Source organism: Haliea sp. (assembly GCF_040222615.1).
Classification (GTDB): Bacteria; Pseudomonadota; Gammaproteobacteria; order Pseudomonadales; family Halieaceae; genus Haliea.
The window spans coordinates 18,601-35,235 of the sequence record NZ_JAVKCQ010000019.1 but is presented as its reverse complement, the minus strand read 5'-3'; the positions used below and the strand labels follow the sequence as shown (position 1 = coordinate 35,235).

At 62.8% G+C, this 16,635-nt stretch carries 13 protein-coding genes, 1 tRNA gene and 1 pseudogene; 8 read left to right on the top strand and 7 right to left on the bottom strand.

Annotated elements, in window-relative coordinates; all coding sequences use genetic code 11:
* The first annotated feature begins 84 nt into the window (after positions 1-84).
* Both epmB and RJQ10_RS01560 read left to right on the top strand, forming a co-directional pair.
* Positions 85-1,131: an EF-P beta-lysylation protein EpmB gene (gene epmB, locus RJQ10_RS01565; RefSeq protein ID WP_350142939.1), complete on the top strand. Its 1,047-nt coding sequence runs from the start codon at positions 85-87 to the stop codon at positions 1,129-1,131.
* Between the two features lie 49 nt (positions 1,132-1,180).
* The gene (locus RJQ10_RS01560; RefSeq protein ID WP_350142937.1) at positions 1,181-1,681 is read left to right on the top strand and encodes a nuclear transport factor 2 family protein; all 501 of its coding nucleotides are present in this window, start codon (positions 1,181-1,183) and stop codon (positions 1,679-1,681) included.
* A gap of 54 nt (positions 1,682-1,735) precedes the next feature.
* Here RJQ10_RS01560 and RJQ10_RS01555 read toward each other — a convergent pair whose 3' ends face one another.
* Both RJQ10_RS01555 and RJQ10_RS01550 read right to left on the bottom strand, forming a co-directional pair.
* Positions 1,736-4,165, bottom strand: coding sequence for a caspase family protein (locus RJQ10_RS01555; protein WP_350142935.1), 2,430 nt, complete (start codon positions 4,163-4,165; stop codon positions 1,736-1,738).
* Positions 4,166-4,220: 55 nt separating this feature from the next.
* Positions 4,221-5,699: a serine/threonine-protein kinase gene (locus tag RJQ10_RS01550; RefSeq protein ID WP_350142933.1), complete on the bottom strand. Its 1,479-nt coding sequence runs from the start codon at positions 5,697-5,699 to the stop codon at positions 4,221-4,223.
* Positions 5,700-5,966: 267 nt separating this feature from the next.
* Here RJQ10_RS01550 and RJQ10_RS01545 point away from each other — a divergent pair, with 267 nt between their 5' ends.
* The 6 genes and pseudogenes from RJQ10_RS01545 (at position 5,967) to istB (ending at position 12,683) form a co-directional block, all read left to right on the top strand.
* Positions 5,967-7,421, top strand: a complete 1,455-nt coding sequence (locus tag RJQ10_RS01545; RefSeq protein ID WP_350142931.1) for an autotransporter outer membrane beta-barrel domain-containing protein — start codon at positions 5,967-5,969, stop codon at positions 7,419-7,421.
* Between the two features lie 120 nt (positions 7,422-7,541).
* The gene (locus tag RJQ10_RS01540) at positions 7,542-8,264 is read left to right on the top strand and encodes a TetR/AcrR family transcriptional regulator (protein WP_350142929.1); all 723 of its coding nucleotides are present in this window, start codon (positions 7,542-7,544) and stop codon (positions 8,262-8,264) included.
* Positions 8,248-9,027, top strand: coding sequence for a class II aldolase/adducin family protein (locus tag RJQ10_RS01535; RefSeq protein ID WP_350142927.1), 780 nt, complete (start codon positions 8,248-8,250; stop codon positions 9,025-9,027). The genes RJQ10_RS01540 and RJQ10_RS01535 overlap by 17 nt, the downstream gene beginning before the upstream one ends.
* A 46-nt stretch (positions 9,028-9,073) precedes the next feature.
* Positions 9,074-10,000, top strand: a complete 927-nt coding sequence (locus RJQ10_RS01530) for a TauD/TfdA dioxygenase family protein (RefSeq protein ID WP_350142925.1) — start codon at positions 9,074-9,076, stop codon at positions 9,998-10,000.
* A gap of 363 nt (positions 10,001-10,363) precedes the next feature.
* Positions 10,364-11,878: pseudogene (gene istA, locus RJQ10_RS01525) on the top strand (IS21 family transposase).
* Positions 11,868-12,683 carry an IS21-like element helper ATPase IstB gene (gene istB / locus RJQ10_RS01520; protein WP_350142923.1) on the top strand — a complete coding sequence of 272 codons (816 nt, stop codon included), beginning with the start codon at positions 11,868-11,870 and terminating at the stop codon, positions 12,681-12,683. Before istA ends, istB begins: the two are co-directional and overlap by 11 nt.
* Here the strand turns inward: istB and RJQ10_RS01515 are convergent.
* The 5 genes from RJQ10_RS01515 to RJQ10_RS01495 form a co-directional block, all read right to left on the bottom strand.
* A complete protein-coding gene (locus RJQ10_RS01515; protein WP_502880205.1) occupies positions 12,666-12,941 on the bottom strand; it encodes a hypothetical protein in 276 nt (91 codons plus the stop codon). The two genes, istB and RJQ10_RS01515, sit on opposite strands and share 18 nt — an antisense overlap.
* Before the next feature lie 20 nt (positions 12,942-12,961).
* Positions 12,962-14,173 carry a tyrosine-type recombinase/integrase gene (locus RJQ10_RS01510; RefSeq protein ID WP_350142919.1) on the bottom strand — a complete coding sequence of 404 codons (1,212 nt, stop codon included), beginning with the start codon at positions 14,171-14,173 and terminating at the stop codon, positions 12,962-12,964.
* Between the two features lie 183 nt (positions 14,174-14,356).
* Positions 14,357-14,433, bottom strand: a tRNA-Pro gene (locus RJQ10_RS01505).
* A 106-nt stretch (positions 14,434-14,539) separates the two neighbouring features.
* Entirely contained in the window at positions 14,540-14,755 is a 216-nt protein-coding gene (locus RJQ10_RS01500; RefSeq protein ID WP_350142917.1) for a DUF3094 family protein, read from the bottom strand.
* Between the two features lie 70 nt (positions 14,756-14,825).
* Positions 14,826-16,625 carry an acyl-CoA dehydrogenase C-terminal domain-containing protein gene (locus tag RJQ10_RS01495; RefSeq protein WP_350142915.1) on the bottom strand — a complete coding sequence of 600 codons (1,800 nt, stop codon included), beginning with the start codon at positions 16,623-16,625 and terminating at the stop codon, positions 14,826-14,828.
* Positions 16,626-16,635: the final 10 nt, after the last annotated feature.

Sequence of the window (16,635 nt, the reverse complement as noted above, 5' to 3'; positions counted from 1 at the left end):
CTGGAACCCGCCACTGATGTTCGAGCACTATCCGACTGCACGCCGCGACCGGCGGCAACAACTCCCGGGCCTGTACCGCCAGCCATGACCGCCATCCGCAGCCTTAACAAGCCGCAAATCACCATTGCCTCTGCCCCGGCGGACCCGGAACAGGGTTGGCGCGCAGCCATGCGCGACCTGGTAACCTCCCCGGCCGCGCTGTGCCAGGCCCTGCAGCTGCAGCCGGAACAACTTGGCTGGAGCGACGATGCCGCCCGGCAGTTCCCCCTGCGGGTACCGAGGGCTTTTGTCACCCGCATGGTTCCCGGCGACCCCCGGGACCCCCTGCTGCTGCAGGTGCTGGCCGGGGTCAGGGAGCTGCAGCCGGCGCCTGGCTTTGGCCCGGACCCCACCGGGGAAATCGGCGCGGCCAATCCGCACCCCGGCATTATCCACAAGTATCGCGGACGGCTGCTGCTGCTGGTTACCGGCAGCTGCGCCATTCACTGTCGCTACTGTTTCCGACGCCACTTTCCCTACGCGGACAACCAGAACAGCCGCAGCGAATGGTCATCGGCGCTGGACTACATCAGGCGCGACCCCAGTATCAGTGAAGTGATCCTCAGCGGCGGTGACCCGCTCGTTGCCGGCGATACCCAGCTGGCAGAGCTGGTAGCGCAGCTGGCCACGATTCCCCATGTCAGGCGACTGCGCGTGCACACCAGGCTGCCAGTGGTCATCCCGCAGCGGGTCACGCCGGAACTGCTGGACGCCCTGTCCAGCCCGCAGCTCAAAACCGTGATCGTGGTGCACTGCAACCATGGCAATGAGATTGACAGCGAGGTGGCGGGCGCCTTTGCCATGATCCGCCAACACGGCATGACCCTGCTGAACCAGGCGGTGCTGCTGTCCGGGATCAACGACAGCGCAACTGCACTGTCCCGGCTCAGCGAGCGCCTGTTCGAGGCCGGTGCGCTGCCCTACTACCTGCACCTCCTGGACCGGGTAACGGGTGCCGCGCACTTCGAGGTCAGCGCCGAGCGGGCCCGGGCACTGCACCGGGAGATCAGCGCGACACTGCCGGGTTATCTGGTCCCGCGACTGGTGCGGGAAGTCGCCGGCGCGCCGGCGAAGGTCATGCTGCCGGTTTGATCCGGGGCGTTAAACTGCAAACCCGAAACTTCTGCCAAGGAAACCACCCATGCAAGAAAAGGATCAGGAACTCGCGGCGCAGATCCGCGCACTGCAGGACAAGGAAGCCATTCGTACCCTGAAGTTCCGCTACCTCAACGCCTGCGACGACAAACAGCCGGAGGTGGTGCGGGACTGCTTCGCTCCCGGCTCCATTGCAATCAACTTTGGCCATATCGGCCAGTTCGGGACCCGGGAGGACTTTGTCGCCGTTTTTGTCGAGCTCGGCTGCCACGACCACATCGTGGACATGCATCACGCAGAGAACATGATTGTCGACCTGACCGGACCGGACTCGGCAACTGCGCGAGTGGGGCTGCGTTTTCACAGCATCAACACCCGGGACAAGACCAGCGTACAACTCGGCGGCCACTATTTCGATGAATTCCAGCGGATCGACGGCCACTGGCTGATCACCGCCAGTCAGTTCCTCGTACGCTCGGCCCTGATCAAGGATTTCTCCGGAGAGTATGAAAAGGTGGTGTGGGCCGGCAACAGTATGCCCGGTTGAGCTCAACCGCCCGGGTACAGCTTCTGCCGCACCAGGGCGAGGCCTGAACCCGGCCTAACGCCGCCCCACGAGGTTCGGGTGCAGGAAGGCAAACTGCCCGGAGCCGTGACCGTTATTGATCTCGATCCGGCCGAAAATCGGCTCCGGAACGGCCATGTTGGACTCCGTGCCATGCCGCACGCGTTCCTTCATGTGGGCATAGAGGTCATTGTCGAACAGGACACCCGTGTTCTGGTTGAGCAAACCCACCAGGGCCTTGGTAAACACCGAATGGTTACCCGCACCGCCGTCCGGCACCGGCACGACGCCACCGGAGGTCAGTACCGTGCGGGCGCGGTTCTGCAGGTAAAACTTCAGGTTCTGTTCGATTTCGTCCTGCCGCAGCTTGATGCCTCCGGAAGTGACTATGCCGCGCCCCGAATAACAGGAGTCAGCGATCACCAGCACATGGTTGGCGGGCAACAGCGCCAGCCAGCGCGCCAGGGCACTGCTGGAGACGCCGTACATTTCCTGGGCGCCGGGTGAGGCCGAGGTCGCGTCGACACCCATCCAGTAACTGTCAGTGCCATCCTCCGAGCCGTGCCCGGCGTAGTAGATCAGCAGGGAATCCTCTGGCTTGAGAGTCTCCTTCAGCGCGTCCACCCGGCGGAAGATGTCGCCACGGGTGGCGTCCAGCAGCAGCTCTGACTGGAACCGGTAACGCTGGGTCAACACCTCGTGTACGGCACTGGCATCATTGTGGGCGAACGTGAGCTGGCGCAGATGCTGATAGTTGTTGTTGCCGATGACCAGGGCATAAAACTTGCCCAGCTTGATATCTCCCGGGATACGGATGCGGGAGGTATCCGGCAGGGGTTCCAGCACGCTGCGGGTCGCGACCTGCAGGCTCCATTGCTCCCGCAGCTGGGCGACTTCGCGCTGGTAACGCTTGGCCTCCGCGTCCACCTCGGCCAGTCTGGATTCCTGCCGGGCGAGCAGGGTGTCGCGCTCGTCCAGTTGCCGGCGCAGCTGCGCCAGCTCCGTGCTGCGGCTGGATTCCCCGCTACCGGCAGCGGCCACAGCCGCCGCGAGCTGGTCGCGCTCACTGCGGGCCAGCGCCACGGCGTTCTGCAGCTTTGCTCTCTCCACGCTGGCGGCAGACTCCTGCTGGCGCAACTGCACCAGGGCCGACTCGGTCTGCGCCAGTTTCGCCTCCGCCCTCTGCCGTTCATCGAGCGCTGTCGCCAGCTCGTCCCGCAGGGACTCTGCCTCCGACTGCTTGCCGGCCAGGGCGCCCTGCAATGTCGCTATCTGCTCGCGACTGGCGGCGAGCGCTTCCGCCTGGCGCTGCCGCTCGGCGGTCAGCTGGCGGGCCTCCTCCCGGGCCCGCTCGCTGCTGTCGGCCGCATTCCGCAGCGCCGCAAGCTGGGCATCCATGGCGGCGAGCGCCTGCTGCCCGGCTTCCGCTTCCGCAGCCAGCCCGGCGCGCTGGCGCTGCAGCTCCGCCACCTCCTGGTCACGCGAGGACAGCGCGTTGCGGGCTTCTGCCAGCTCCAGCTCCGACATGGCGGATACTCGCTCAAGCTCACCCTGCAGGCGCCGGTTTTCCAGCTCTACCTGGCGCACACTGGCCACCAGGGTTGCCTGCCTGGCATCGAGAGTCGCTTCCAGACTTTCCAGCTGGAACTGCTGATCCTCAAGCAGCTGCTGTTTTTCTCGCAGGTCACGCTCCAGCGCCGCCACCCGGCCACTGTCATCCGGTGCTTGCTGCTCGCGGGCCCGGGCGAGTTGCTGGCGCAGCACAGCCACCTCCCCGGAGGCACCGAGCAGGGCATTGCGCCGCTCCGCGAGCCCGGCCTGGGCGTCCGCCAGCTCCAGGCGCAGGGCATCGGCCTCGGCATTGCGGGTGCGCAACTGGCCGGTCAACTGCTCCACGCGCTGCTCCGCCGCCGTTCTGGCAGCCTCCGCGTCCGAGGCCAGCACCAGCGCGTCCCCCATCCCGGTAGCCTGCCGCCACAGGTTGGTTGCCAGCAGCGGGTCGCGCTCCACCCCGAGACCGTTTTCGTGCAGGTGGGCGAGCCGGCGCAGGGCGGTAACATCGTCCTGTTCAGCCGCTCGCTGGTACCAGACCATGGCGTCGTTATAGCGGGGCTCTGCGAACAGGTACTGGTAGACCTCGCCCAGACGCGTTTGTGCGGCGGGGTCCCCCTCCTCAGCGAGCGGCAGGAAAAACGCGACCGAGGCTTCCGGTGTTGCCCGGTCATAGGCCGTATACTCACCGCCCCGGAGTTCACACACCTTCGCGGTGACATGGGTCAGCTGGCGCCGCTCGGGGTAGACGATGCCACCCAGGCGTCGCACCCGGGGCGGCAGCAGGCAAGGGACGATGTCGAATTCCTTCAGCTCCGCCGCGCGGCTGGCGAGATCGCCTTCGGGTGCCTGGGCATTACCACTGACAGCTACCGTAATCAGGCCCGCCAATAAACAACTCTGGATGGTTTTCATAAAGCTCGTTCCCTCCTGGTACTGAAGCGCAATGGTCGGGCCGGGGGCTGGCGAATCAGCGCAAAATACCCTCGGGCAAGTCTTTACAGCCGGCGATGACGCCCGGGTTGGGCACCCTCTCGGCCAGGGCGGGCAACAGCCCCCCCAGTACCGGATTGTGGGCATTGATGGCAACACCGCGACAGGCAAACTCCAGCGCCTCGCGCGGGCGCTCCATTTCGGCGAGCCTCTGTACCGGCTCTTCATAAGCGGCCGCCAACTGCAACATGCCGCTGGCAGCGGCGCGCTTGCTGGCTTCGTCGGGAGCCTGACGCAATACCAGGTCATACACCCATTTCGCCGAACTGGTGCTGCCGTGGAGGAAGTAGCCACCGCGATCAAACTCGTCGTTGGCAAACGCCGCGCTGGCCATCGCGACATTCTGGGCCCCCTGTTCAAGCCACAGCGCCACCTGTTCCGCACCGACGGATGAATCGCCAGTGTCCCGGTATTGCACCAGCATCTCATCGATAAAACGTTGTTCCGGAGAAGCACGATACACCTGCCAGCTTCCGACTGCGACTCCGGAAACCAGCAGCAGGGCGGTCACTGCAATCCACGGGGCCGCGCTGCGGGAGCGGATAACGGGGCCGAAGCTGGCGAGAAATTCCTGGGCATGGGCTGTGCGTTCACGCCGCCGATGGGCGAGGCTCTTCAGCAGTGCCTGCCATTGCGCCTGGCGCAGGCCAGGGGGCCGCTCTGCAACCAGCTCGTTGCTGCGGGCATCAATTGCGCGTGCGCCGTCGAAGGGGTGGCGCCCCGTGAGCAGCAGGTAGGCCACGCAGCCCAGGGCATAGATGTCGTCCCGTCTATCGGGCGCCTGTCCCTCGAACATCTCACAACTGGCGTATTGTGGTGTGAGTGCCAGCAGCGCATCGCCATCGAAACGGGTGGTGTTGCGGGTCGCCAGCGCTTCGTCCAGGGTGCGTGCGATGCCCAGATCCAGCACCTTGACCTCGTTGTCCTCGGTGAGAAAAACGTTCCCCGGTTTGAAGTCCGAGTGCACCACCCCGTGGTCGTGCATATACGCCAGCGCTTCACCGCAACCGCGGATGATGTGCCAGGCCTGGTCCCAGGGCAGACCCTCCCGATGCTTGCGCAGGAATTCATCCAGCGGTTCTCCACGCATGTATTCCATGACCATGAAGACAATGTCGTCATGACGGTCGAAGTGATAGACGCCGACAATATTGGGATGGTTGAGCTGACGGGAGTTATTGACTTCGCGGCGCAGTGAGGTGAGCGCCTGGGGATGATCCTTGAAGCTGTCGCCGAGCACCTTGATCGCAACGAAGGGATTGGAGTCCTCAAGTTCGCGGTCAATCGCCAGGAAAACCTTGCTCATGCCGCCGGCGCCGAGCATGCGCTGGAGCACAAATCGATCCCGCAGCACCATCCCGGGAGCAGGTGCCTGCGACTGTAATGGATCAAGCTCGGTGGCGTCACCGGGCAGATCGCCCTGGACTGTCACCTCGTACGTTTTATTCACGGGCATCTGTCTCGCACCATGGGCCCGCCTGTAGCGCCCGACAACACAGGCAGACTTTTATACTAGCCCAGCTTCACCAGCAGCGAAAGCTCGCTGCGCAGGGCAGGGAATACCTGTCCTCGACTTGCGCTGCTCGCAAACAGGAGTAGACTCTTTGGAACAACTCAATTAATAACGAACAGTGCTCGTCAATGGCTGGCTTTACCGCATTCTGGCATTGCCAACCAAACCATTCGTCCGGGCAACTGTTGCATTCACGGGGAAGGGCGAACAATGAACAGAATAACCAGCTATGGATTCGTGTTTGGCAGTGCCTTCTGCGCCGCCACCAGCCACGCCCAACAGGGCCCTGCGACCGATGTGGGCCAGGCACTGGCCGACCAGGGAGCGCCACAGTTCATCGTCAACGCCGGCGACGCGATCAGGGCCACTTGCCTGGAGCTGGGCGCCAGTGGCCCGCAGGCTGGGGAGCGAGCCGATCTGTTCAATCGCTGCCGGGAGATGTCAGGCACCGTACTGGGCGCCACCGCCAACAACTACAACTTCTCCAGCCCGGGTGAAACCTACAACGCCATCCGCCAGTTTTCCGGCGAAGAGGCATCCAGCCAATCCCGCCTGGCAACGGAAAGCAGCAACCGACAGTTCGCGAATCTGGGTGCGCGTATGGATGCCATTCGCCGTGGCGCCCGCTCCAGTATTTCTCCCGTGGCGGTCAATTTTCAGGGGCAGGATCTCAGCGAAGCACTGGCCGGCAGCCCGGCAGCCCTCGCCGGAGGCACTGGCGCCGGAGACGAACGGGACGCAGACACCGGTTGGGCCTGGTTCAGCAACGGCGCCGTCGGCTGGGGCGACCGCGATGAAACCGACAACGAGGGCGGCTACGACTTCGATTCTTGGGGCATCACCCTGGGTGCCGACTACGCCTTCGACAACGGCCTCGCCGCGGGACTGGCGCTGGGTTACAACAGCTATGATGTCGACCTGGACCGCACCACCGGCAGCAGCTTCGCAACCAGCTCAGCGGGGGGCAAGATTGAGAGCGATGGCTACAGCCTGTCCGGATTTTTCGTCTACGGAACCGAAAACAGCTACGTCAACGGCATCCTGAGTTACGGCCAGAACGATTTTGACATGCTGCGCAAGGCCCAGATTACCGCCGCACCGGGCGCGACGGGCACGGCGACGGGCCTGGTGGTCGACCGCAGTTTCGATGCCAGCACCGACAGCTCCCAGCTGGGCGCCCAGGCCACCGCCGGCTACGTATTCGGCAGTGGCGCAACTACGGTAGATGTGTATGCCGGCTTCGACTACCTGGATATCGACATCGATGGCTACCAGGAGAGGGAAACTGGCGGCAGCGGCGGCCTTGCCCTGCGCTACGGCAGCCAGGACACCCAGTCGGTGCAATCCATTTTCGGCGTGATGCTCCGCCACGCCAGCAGCACCGATTTTGGAGTCCTGCTGCCCTATGCCGGGGCCGAATGGCGGCACGAGTTTGACAATGAAGCGCAAACGCTTGACTACAGCTACGCCTTCGCCGTGCCGGGGAGCAGCATACAATTCCGCTCGCCCACCGATGACCCGGACGAGAACTTCTTCGAGCTGACGCTGGGGCTGTCCGCACAGTTTGCCAACAACCTGTTTGCCTTCGTGCAGTACAACAGTACCGCAGGGCTTTCCGGCACCAGCGCCAACCTGGTGACCTTCGGCTTGCGCGGGGTCTTCTAGGAAAAATCCGAGTACCATCAGCTTTTTCGGGTTTTTCTTTTGAAAACAGGGCATTATCAACGGCCAGACGATTCCTGAACGCGAGTTGTGCAGGAGCCCTGCTGCGGTAGGGTATAGGCCATGACATACGCCGACAACAGGTTGCAGGCAACCCGCCGCGAGCCCAAACAGGCTCGCTCGCGACTGCTTGTGGCGTCCATTCGGGAGGCCTGTCGGCGCATCATCCAGGACAACAGCGCCGACTCCCTCACCGCGCAGCGGATTGCCGATGTGGCGGGCGTCACCATTGGCTCCTTCTATCAATACTACCCCAACAAGGAGGCGGTACTCCTCGATGTCCTTTTGGAGGATGCGCCAGAGGAGGCCGACCAGCTCGCCAGCGAAACCCGCTACCTCGGCGCCTTGCGCTGGCAGTCGCTGGAGGACACCCTGCGGGAGCTGGTGGTGGTCACCTGCGAACGGCACCGGCGCCTGCTGCAGCGTCACGGCGAAATCTACCGGCGCTATCATCGGGAAATCGGCTTTGACACCCTGATCCAGGCCAGCGTCCGCCGCTACGCCCCGACCAGTTCACTGCAGGAATGGCTGCGGGAAACTCTGCTGCACCACCGGCCCGAATTGCCAACGGCAAGCGCCACCTTCCGCGCCTTCCTGATCGCCACCACCCTGACCGAGGCCAGCGCCCGGGCAGTGGACGAACAGCCGGAATGGCTGGGCAGCGCCACCTTCCGCGCCGAACTGCAACAGATGCTGCTGGCCCACGCACTGCAAGCCGCCGCGCCGGCCGATTCTGCAACCCGTCACCTACCGCAAAAGGATCCAGATAATGAATTACCAGAATGATCCCAGCCTCAACTGGAAAGTACTGGCCCCGCTGGTGCCCAATCCCGGCCGCTATCCCACACTGCCGACCCTGAACCCACACCAGGAGCTGGCCCTGCTGTGCCGGGTGCTGTTCCGGGAAGGCTACAACGATCACATTGCCGGCCACATCACCCTGCGCCAGGACGACGGCACCATGCTGGTCAACCCCTGGGAGCTGGCCTGGGACGAAGTCTGCGCCTCGGACATCCTCACCATCAACGAAGAGGGCAGGATTCTCGACGGCCGCTGGAACGTCACCCCGGCCATCAACGTGCACCGCGACATGCACAGCCTGCGGGAGGATGTGCGGGTGGTGATCCACAATCACCCGGAGTGGGGTTCGGTCTGGGCCGCCTGCAAGCGGGTACCGCCCATCTACGACCAGACCTCGGCGCTGGTGGACAGCGACCCGGTCGTGTTCGACGAGTACCACGGCACCGTAAACGACGAGAAGGAGGGCCGCGCCGCCGTCGAGGCACTGGGCGAACACAAATGGGCCCTGCTTGCCAATCACGGCGTATTCCTGGTCGGCAAGGACGTGCGCCAGGCCCACCTGCGTGCCATCACCCTGGAATGGCGCTGCCGCCTGGCCTGGCGCGTGGAAGCACTCGGCAACGGCAAGCCGCTGGATGCGCAAACGGCCGCGGCCACCGGCAAAATGACCGACGGCAACGGCTTTCCCTTCCTGTGGGAAGCGATGGCCAGACGGGAAATCCGCCGCGACCCGCGCGTACTCGAATAGCCACTGGCCACTGCTTCCCAACCCTTTTACGTATTGAGGAACCTCCATGACGCTGACCGTCAAGCCCCTGCAAAACATTGGCGCCGAAGTGAGCGGCTTCGATATCACCCAGCCCTTCAGCGATACGCTCCGACAGGAATTGCGCGACGCCTGGTACGAGCACGGACTCCTGCTGTTTCGCGGCCAGGCCATCACCCCCGAAAACCAGATTGAATTCAGCCGCATCTTCGGGCCGCTGGAACTGCACCCGCTGAAGGTAAAGACCTCCGATAAATACCCGGAGCTGTTCGTACTGGAAAACGGCACCGAGAAAGACCAGCACATGCTCGCCCACTACAAGGGCGAAGCCATTGTTGGCCGCCTGGACTGGCACATGGACCTGCACTATACCGCCCGCCCCAACCACGGCGCCCTGCTCACGGCAGTGCAAGTACCCTCCGCTGAAGGTCTCACCGGGTTCGGCGACCTCGCCATGGCCTGGGACACCCTGGACGAGGAAACCCAGACCCTGCTGGAAAAACTGGAAGTGGCCTACAGCTTCAGCATGCAGCGCAAGCACATGCGCTATGTGAATCTCGAGGGCTACCAGCCCGGCGAGCACCTGCCCAAGAAGCCGTCGGATATCGGCTTCCCCGACTTCGCCGATGCCGTGTATCCGGCCGTAGTCACCCACCCGGTCAGCGGGCGCAAGGTCCTGGAGATCGTCGAGCAATTCCTGGACCGGGTGATCACCCCGCAGAAATTCGGGCTCTCCAACGACGAGTCCATCGAGCTGCTGGAGCGCCTGGTGGCCCACACTCGCAAGCCCGAGTTTCACTATTTCCACCAGTGGCAGGAGGGCGACATGGTCCTCTGGGACAACTGGCGCATCATGCACTGCGCGACCGGCACTCCGCCCGGGGTCCGGCGGGTGATCAATCGCACCACCATCATGGGGGATGTGACCCTCGGACGGGTGCTGGACGGGGAGTAAATACTCCGACGCTGCAAGCGCAGTGATGTGGCAGCGGAAGGGGCCATACCCTCCGCTGCAACATCGGCATCCATCCCCTGGGTCGCCGGTGCGCCGGAACAGAGCGCTCCCCGACCAAACAGGAGGGACTCTGCTCAGCACCTGATCGCGGTCGCCCCTGAGTCGACCCGGTGACGAATCTCTGCCGCAACCTCCGCAATCCATATTCCTCCGCTATTCCCGAAAGTGCCATGCCAATAGCGGCTTGACTGTTGAATGCCGCCCAAAATTGACCCACCTAAGGGGGTAATTTCCATCCAAAACTGACCCACTGAATCGACTACTCTGCTCATTTTTTGAGCGGGGTACGAAGGAGTGATCACAGTGGGCATGTTAGCCAAGATCCGGCGGATGTATTTCCGCGACAAGGTCCCCCTGCGCGAGATTGCGCGGCAGACCGGTTTATCCCGCAACACCCTCAGGCACTGGCTGCGTCAGAGCGAGATGCGCGAACCCGCGTATCCTCGCCGCACCGCTCCCAGCATCCTGGATCCTTACAAAGAACAGCTGGCGACCTGGCTGCGAAGCGAGAGTCACAGCCCCAAGCGTGACCGGAGCACCGCTTAGGTATTGTTCCAGTTGCTGCAGGCGCAGGGTTATCCCGGTGGCTACGCCCGGGTGGCCATCTTTGTCAGGCAATGGCGCGAAGCCGGCGGTGCCGCGCCGGCCCGCAAAGCCTTCATCCCCCTGAGGTTTGCCCCTGGTGAGGCCTTCCAGTTCGACTGGAGCTGCGAGTACGCCATGATCGGCGGCATTCGACGTCGACTGGAGGCGGCCCATATCAAGCTGGCCCACAGTCGCGCCTTCCTGGTGGTGGCCTACCCGCTGCAGACGCATGAGATGTTGTTTGATGCCCATGCCCGAGCCTTCGCTGCCTTTGGCGGCATACCCCGGCGCGGCATCTACGACAACATGAAGACAGCGGTGGACAAAGTCGGGCGCGGCAAGGAGCGCACCGTCAACGCGCGTTTCCAGGCGATGACCGGCCACTACCTGTTTGAGCCGGAGTTCTGTAACCGGGCCGCTGGCTGGGAGAAGGGCGTCGTGGAGAAGAACGTGCAGGACCGTCGGCGGCAACTGTGGGCCAATGCCAACGCTCGCCATTGGCCGTCACTGGAAGTGCTGAATGACTGGCTGGCCAGTGAGTGCCGTGCGGCGTGGGTGGACATGCGTCACCCGGACTGCCCCGACTTGACCCTTCTCTCGGTGCTGGAGGATGAGCAGCCGCATCTGATGCCCAACCCGCAGCCGTTTGACGGCTATATTGAACAGCCGGTGCGAGTCTCCGCCACGGCCCTGATCCATTACCAGCGCAGTCGCTACAGTGTGCCAGCAGAGCTGGCACACCAGGTCATCAGCCTGCGGGTGTATCCCTGGGAACTGGTCCTGGTGGCCGACGGTGAGGAGGTGGCGCGGCATCGGCGCTGCTTTGAACGCTACCAGACGGTCTATGACTGGCAACACTATGTCGGCGTGCTGCAACGCAAGCCCGGCGCGCTACGCAACGGCGCACCGTTCACCGAGATGCCTGAGCGCCTCAGGACCCTGCAGCGGTACCTGTTGCGCCAGGAGGGCGGCGACCGGGTCATGGCTCAGGTCCTCGCTGCGGTCGTCTCCGAAGGGCTGGAGCCGGTACTGGTCGCGGTGGAGCTGGCACTGGAGTCGGGCAACATCAGCGGCGACCATGTGCTGAACGTGCTGGCCCGGCTGCAATCACCGCTGCCCCCGAAAACGCCCGTGGAAACCTCGCTGACGCTCAGTGAGGAACCCCTGGCCAATGTGCAACGTTACGACCATCTGCGCAGCCCGGTGCCGGCGGAGGTGAACCATGTCGAATGACCTGATCTCACAGCTGAAGTCGCTAAAACTCCATGGCATGGCGCAGACCTTGCCGGAACTGATGGCGAAGGCGCGCAGCCACGCAATGGATGCGGAGCAGGTGTTGCAGGTACTGCTGGCCGCGGAATCGGCGGAGCGAGAGGTAAAATCCCTGGCCTATCAGATGAAGGCGGCGCGGTTCCCGGTACATCGCGACCTGGCGGGCTTCGATTTTACCCAGGCACGGGTCGATGAGGTGCTGATCCGACGGCTGCACGGTGGCGAGTTCATGAGCAGCGCACAGAACGCGGTGCTGATTGGCGGCCCAGGAACCGGCAAGACTCATCTGGCCACCGCCATCGGCGTGGAGGCGATCCAGCGCCATCAGCGCCGTGTGCGGTTCCTCTCTACGGTAGAACTGGTCAACACCCTGGAGCAGGAAAAGGCTGCTGGCAAGCAGGGTCAGCTGGCATACCGTCTGACCCATGTTGATCTGGTGATCCTCGATGAGTTGGGCTACCTGCCGTTTAGCCAGGCCGGTGGAGCCCTGCTGTTCCATTTGCTATCGAAACTGTACGAGCGCACCAGCGTGATGATCACTACCAATCTTGGCTTTGCCGAATGGGGCAGCGTGTTCGGTGATGCCAAGATGACAACAGCATTGCTCGACCGGCTCACCCACCACTGCCACATCGTGGAGACCGGCAATGAGTCCTGGCGGTTCCGTCACAGTCTGGCCAGTGGCAAGCGAAGAAAACCGACGACAACCCAACCCGATGAAGGAGACAGCGAACCCGAAAAGACAGACTTATCCACAGACGCCTAGGTATACTGGGCACCTATAACCCGGGTCAGAATTCGACGGAAACCCTGGGTCAGTTTTAAACGGCAACCAACACTCTGCTGCCATTTTCGACATGTGGTGGTGCACAAGGTGTGCATATCTCATGGTGGTGCTGTTTTGTTTGTGTCCCAACAATGTGCCTGTCTCAAACAGTGTGCGGCCGGCAGAAACCACGTTTGAAGCCACAGTATGTCGCGGATCATGGAAACGCACGCCGGTGAAGCCCGTCACCTTCGGCACGTTATACCAAGCTTTCTTGTTTATGTTAGTGCTTGTCTCCGCTGCTGATTCGAAAGGTCGTCCAGGTAGTCGGCCCACCCTTGCAACATCTCCTTCCTACCTTCCAGGTGAGACGTGCGGTTGTAGGCGCGACCGTTGGGGTCCTTCACGGCGTGCGCCAGTTGGTGCTCGATCCAGTCGGGACGAAATCCCAGAACCTCATCAAGCAGCGTCCGGGCCATAGCCCGGAACCCGTGCGCCGTCATCTGCTCGTTGGTGTAGCCCATTGCCCGCAGGGCAACCCTTACGGCATTCTCACAGATATGACGACTGGCACCCCGGGCACTGGGGAACACGAAGCGTCCACGCCCAGTGAGGCGCTGCAGGTCCAGCAGGATATCCACGGCCTGACGGCTGAGAGGAACCATGTGGGGCAAACCCATTTTCATTTTCTCGGCGGGCAGCTCCCAGCGCTTGGCGTCCCAGTTGATCTCCCCCCATTCCATAGCCCGGATCTCCCCGGGCCGCTGAAACAGTAGCGCCGACAACTGCAGTGCAGCCTTGACCACGGCAGTGCCCTGGAAGTTGTCGATGGCAACCAGCAGGCGGCCCACATCTGCCGGCTCGGTAATGGCGGCGTGGTGCTTTTTCTTCTTGGACTTCAGGGCTCCCTTAAGGTCGGCTGTGGGGTCACGCTCAGCCCTGCCGGTGATGATGGCGTAGCGGAAGACCTGCCCGGCGGTCTGCCGGGCCCGGTGGGCGATATCAACGGCACCGCGTGACTCGATGCGCCGCAGGGTCGCCAGGAGTTCCGGCGCACTGATCTCGGCAATGGGGCGGTTACCCACGTAAGGGTACAGGTCCTTTTCCAGGATGCGCCCGGTACGCACTCGGTAGCTCTCCGACTTGTCGTCCATGATCTGGTTGAACCACTCACGGCCGATGGCTTCGAAACTGTCGCTGGCGGCCAGGTTGCGCGTCTGGCGCTCCACCTTCCTGACCTGACCAGGGTCGATACCTTTCTGGATCTGTTTCTTGGCTTCGTAGTGTGCTTCCCGGGCCTCCTTCAGGGAGATGTCCGGAAAGACCCCGACGGCGAGGGTCTTGCGCTTCCCCGCGAAGCGGTAGTCGTAGCGCCAGAACTTGCTACCCTTGGTGTCGACCAGCAGGTACAGGCCACCCCCGTCGGTGAGCTTCCTGGATTTGGGACCTGGCTTGGCGTTCTTGACTGTTGCAGCTGTTAGCTTGCTCATGTGGCTCTCCTGCTACCGTTTGACGGTATCGATTTTCGTGAGCCCACTGATACCGACAACAATACCGTCACCGGCGTCGGTACTCAGTAGGACGGAGCGGACGGAATCGGATGGAAGTCGAGAGAAAAATCGATTAAAAACAGAAGGTTAGAGACAGTATAGGACGTAATCAGATTGAGAATATGGTCGGTGTGAGAGGATTCGAACCTCCGACCCCTTCGTCCCGAACGAAGTGCGCTACCAGGCTGCGCTACACACCGAAAATTTGAGGCTGGCAAATATACCAGAGCGGCGCCCGCGAACCAAGGGGCAGCTCGCTACTTGAATGCGTCGCATTGGCCCGCTATGGGCACTTCGCGTTTGGGTTCAGTAGATACCCGCCCAGCGTGCGATCAGCTGGCTGAGCAGGCTGAACCCGGTGACCACGGCTATCAACAGGAACACCAGGCGCAGGGGCTTGAAAGGTTTGCGCTCCACGGCGTTGACGCCACGGGACACAAAGGCATCCACCTTTGCCTGGTCCTCGGGGTAGAGGCGGCCCTGGTCATCCGCCTCAGCCTGCTGCATGTTTGGTTCCGACATAACATCCTCCCGGAAGCGAGGTCGATATTGTCCTCGCTCCCGGAGTAAAAGTCACTGGCCGTGGCCGGGCTCAGCCGGCGACATCGAACAGGGCTTCCGGCATGCTCATCAGGTTGTCGGAGCCGGAAAGCAGCGCCTGCTTGTGGGACAGGGTGCGCGGAAGCAGGCGTTCGAAATAGAACCGCGCTGTCAGCAGCTTGGCCTCATAGAACGAGGTGTCGCCCTCTGCGGCGGCGATCTTCTGCCGTGCCAGCACAGCCATTCGCGCCCAGAAGTACGCCAGAGTGACATAGCCGCTGTACATCAGGTAGTCGACCGCAGCGGCGCCGGCTTCGTCCGGGTTCTGCATCGCTTTTTCGCCGATCTTCAGCGACAGCTCCAGCCAGTCGTCCTTGTAGCACTTGAGCACGCTGGTGAATTCGGCGTCAGCTTCGCCCGTGTGTTCGTCACAGAAGGCGCCGACCAGGTCAGTGAAGCCCGTCAGCAGCTTGCCGCCGGAGCCCAGTACTTTGCGGCCGATCAGATCCAGCGCCTGGATACCGGTGGTACCCTCGTACAGCATGGCGATGCGCGCATCGCGCACAATCTGCTCCATGCCCCACTCTTTGATAAAGCCGTGCCCACCGTAGACCTGCAGGCCGAGGTTGGCAGCCTCGTAGCCTGTCTCGGTTACGAAAGCCTTGGCGATAGGGGTGAGGAAAGCCAGCAGGTCATCGGCGACCTTGGCTTCCTCTTCGGTACCGGCATCGACAATGTCGCCCTGCTGGGACAGGTAGTAGAGGAAAGCACGGCTGCCTTCCACCAGCGCCTTTTGGGTCAACAGCATGCGGCGTACATCCGCGTGGACGATAATCGGGTCGGCGGGGCCGTCGGGGTTCTTGGGGCCGGTAAGGCTGCGCATGGCGAGGCGGTCGCGAGCATAGGCCAGCGCGCCCTGGTAGGACAGCTCACCGTGTGCGAGACCCTGGATGGCGGTGCCGATACGCGCGGTGTTCATGAAGGTGAACATGGCATTAAGGCCGCGATTCGGCGGGCCGATCAGGTAACCTGTGGCACCGTCGAAGTTGAGTACGCAGGTCGCGGAGGCCTTGATGCCCATCTTCTTCTCGATGGAGGCGCAGTGCACACCGTTGCGCTCGCCCACGGTGCCGTCATCCTTGACCTTGAACTTGGGCACAATGAACAGCGAGATACCCTTGGTTCCGGCAGGTGCGTCGGGAAGGCGGGCCAGAACAATGTGGACGATGTTCTCCGCCATATCGTGTTCGCCGGCGCTGATGAAGATCTTGGTGCCGGTGATGGCGTAGCTGCCATCCGCCTGCGGTTCGGCCTTGGTGCGCAGCAGACCCAGGTCGCTGCCACAGTGGGATTCGGTCAGGCACATGGTGCCGGTCCAGCTGCCTTCGATCAGGCGGGTGAGGTACTTCTGCTTTTGCCCCTCATCGCCGTGCTCCTCGATGGTCTTGATGGCACCGTGGCTCAAGCCGGGGTACATCAACCAGGACCAGTTCGCGGTGCCGGCCAGTTCGTTGATGATAATGCCCAGCAGGCTGGGCAGACCCGGACCGCCGTATTCGGTATCCGCCGCCAGCGCCGGCCAGCCATTGGCCACGAACTGGTGATAGGCATCCGGAAAGCCCGCGGGGGTCGTAACCACGCCATCTTTCCAGGTACAGCCTTCATCGTCCCCGGACTGATTGAGCGGAGACAGCACGTTCTCCGCAAAGCGCGCGCCCTCTTCCACGATGGCATCCATCAGCTCCTGGGTCGCCTCTTCGTGGCCGGGCAGGCGCTGGTAGAGGGCCTCCGACTCAAGCAACTCGTTCATGACAAACCGGATATCCCGGAGTGGGGCTTTGTACTGCAGCATACTGATACCT

Bases quoted from the DNA above. Each gene is read 5' to 3' on its own strand.
- RJQ10_RS01530 (WP_350142925.1), top strand. From the start codon at position 9,074: ATGACGCTGACCGTCAAGCCCCTGCAAAACATTGGCGCCGAAGTGAGC.
- istB (WP_350142923.1), top strand. From the start codon at position 11,868: ATGTCGAATGACCTGATCTCACAGCTGAAGTCGCTAAAACTCCATGGC.
- RJQ10_RS01495 (WP_350142915.1), bottom strand. From the start codon at position 16,625: ATGCTGCAGTACAAAGCCCCACTCCGGGATATCCGGTTTGTCATGAAC.
- RJQ10_RS01535 (WP_350142927.1), top strand. From the start codon at position 8,248: ATGAATTACCAGAATGATCCCAGCCTCAACTGGAAAGTACTGGCCCCG.
- RJQ10_RS01555 (WP_350142935.1), bottom strand. From the start codon at position 4,165: ATGAAAACCATCCAGAGTTGTTTATTGGCGGGCCTGATTACGGTAGCT.
- RJQ10_RS01545 (WP_350142931.1), top strand. From the start codon at position 5,967: ATGAACAGAATAACCAGCTATGGATTCGTGTTTGGCAGTGCCTTCTGC.
- RJQ10_RS01540 (WP_350142929.1), top strand. From the start codon at position 7,542: ATGACATACGCCGACAACAGGTTGCAGGCAACCCGCCGCGAGCCCAAA.
- RJQ10_RS01560 (WP_350142937.1), top strand. From the start codon at position 1,181: ATGCAAGAAAAGGATCAGGAACTCGCGGCGCAGATCCGCGCACTGCAG.
- RJQ10_RS01510 (WP_350142919.1), bottom strand. From the start codon at position 14,173: ATGAGCAAGCTAACAGCTGCAACAGTCAAGAACGCCAAGCCAGGTCCC.
- epmB (WP_350142939.1), top strand. From the start codon at position 85: ATGACCGCCATCCGCAGCCTTAACAAGCCGCAAATCACCATTGCCTCT.
- RJQ10_RS01550 (WP_350142933.1), bottom strand. From the start codon at position 5,699: ATGCCCGTGAATAAAACGTACGAGGTGACAGTCCAGGGCGATCTGCCC.
- RJQ10_RS01500 (WP_350142917.1), bottom strand. From the start codon at position 14,755: ATGTCGGAACCAAACATGCAGCAGGCTGAGGCGGATGACCAGGGCCGC.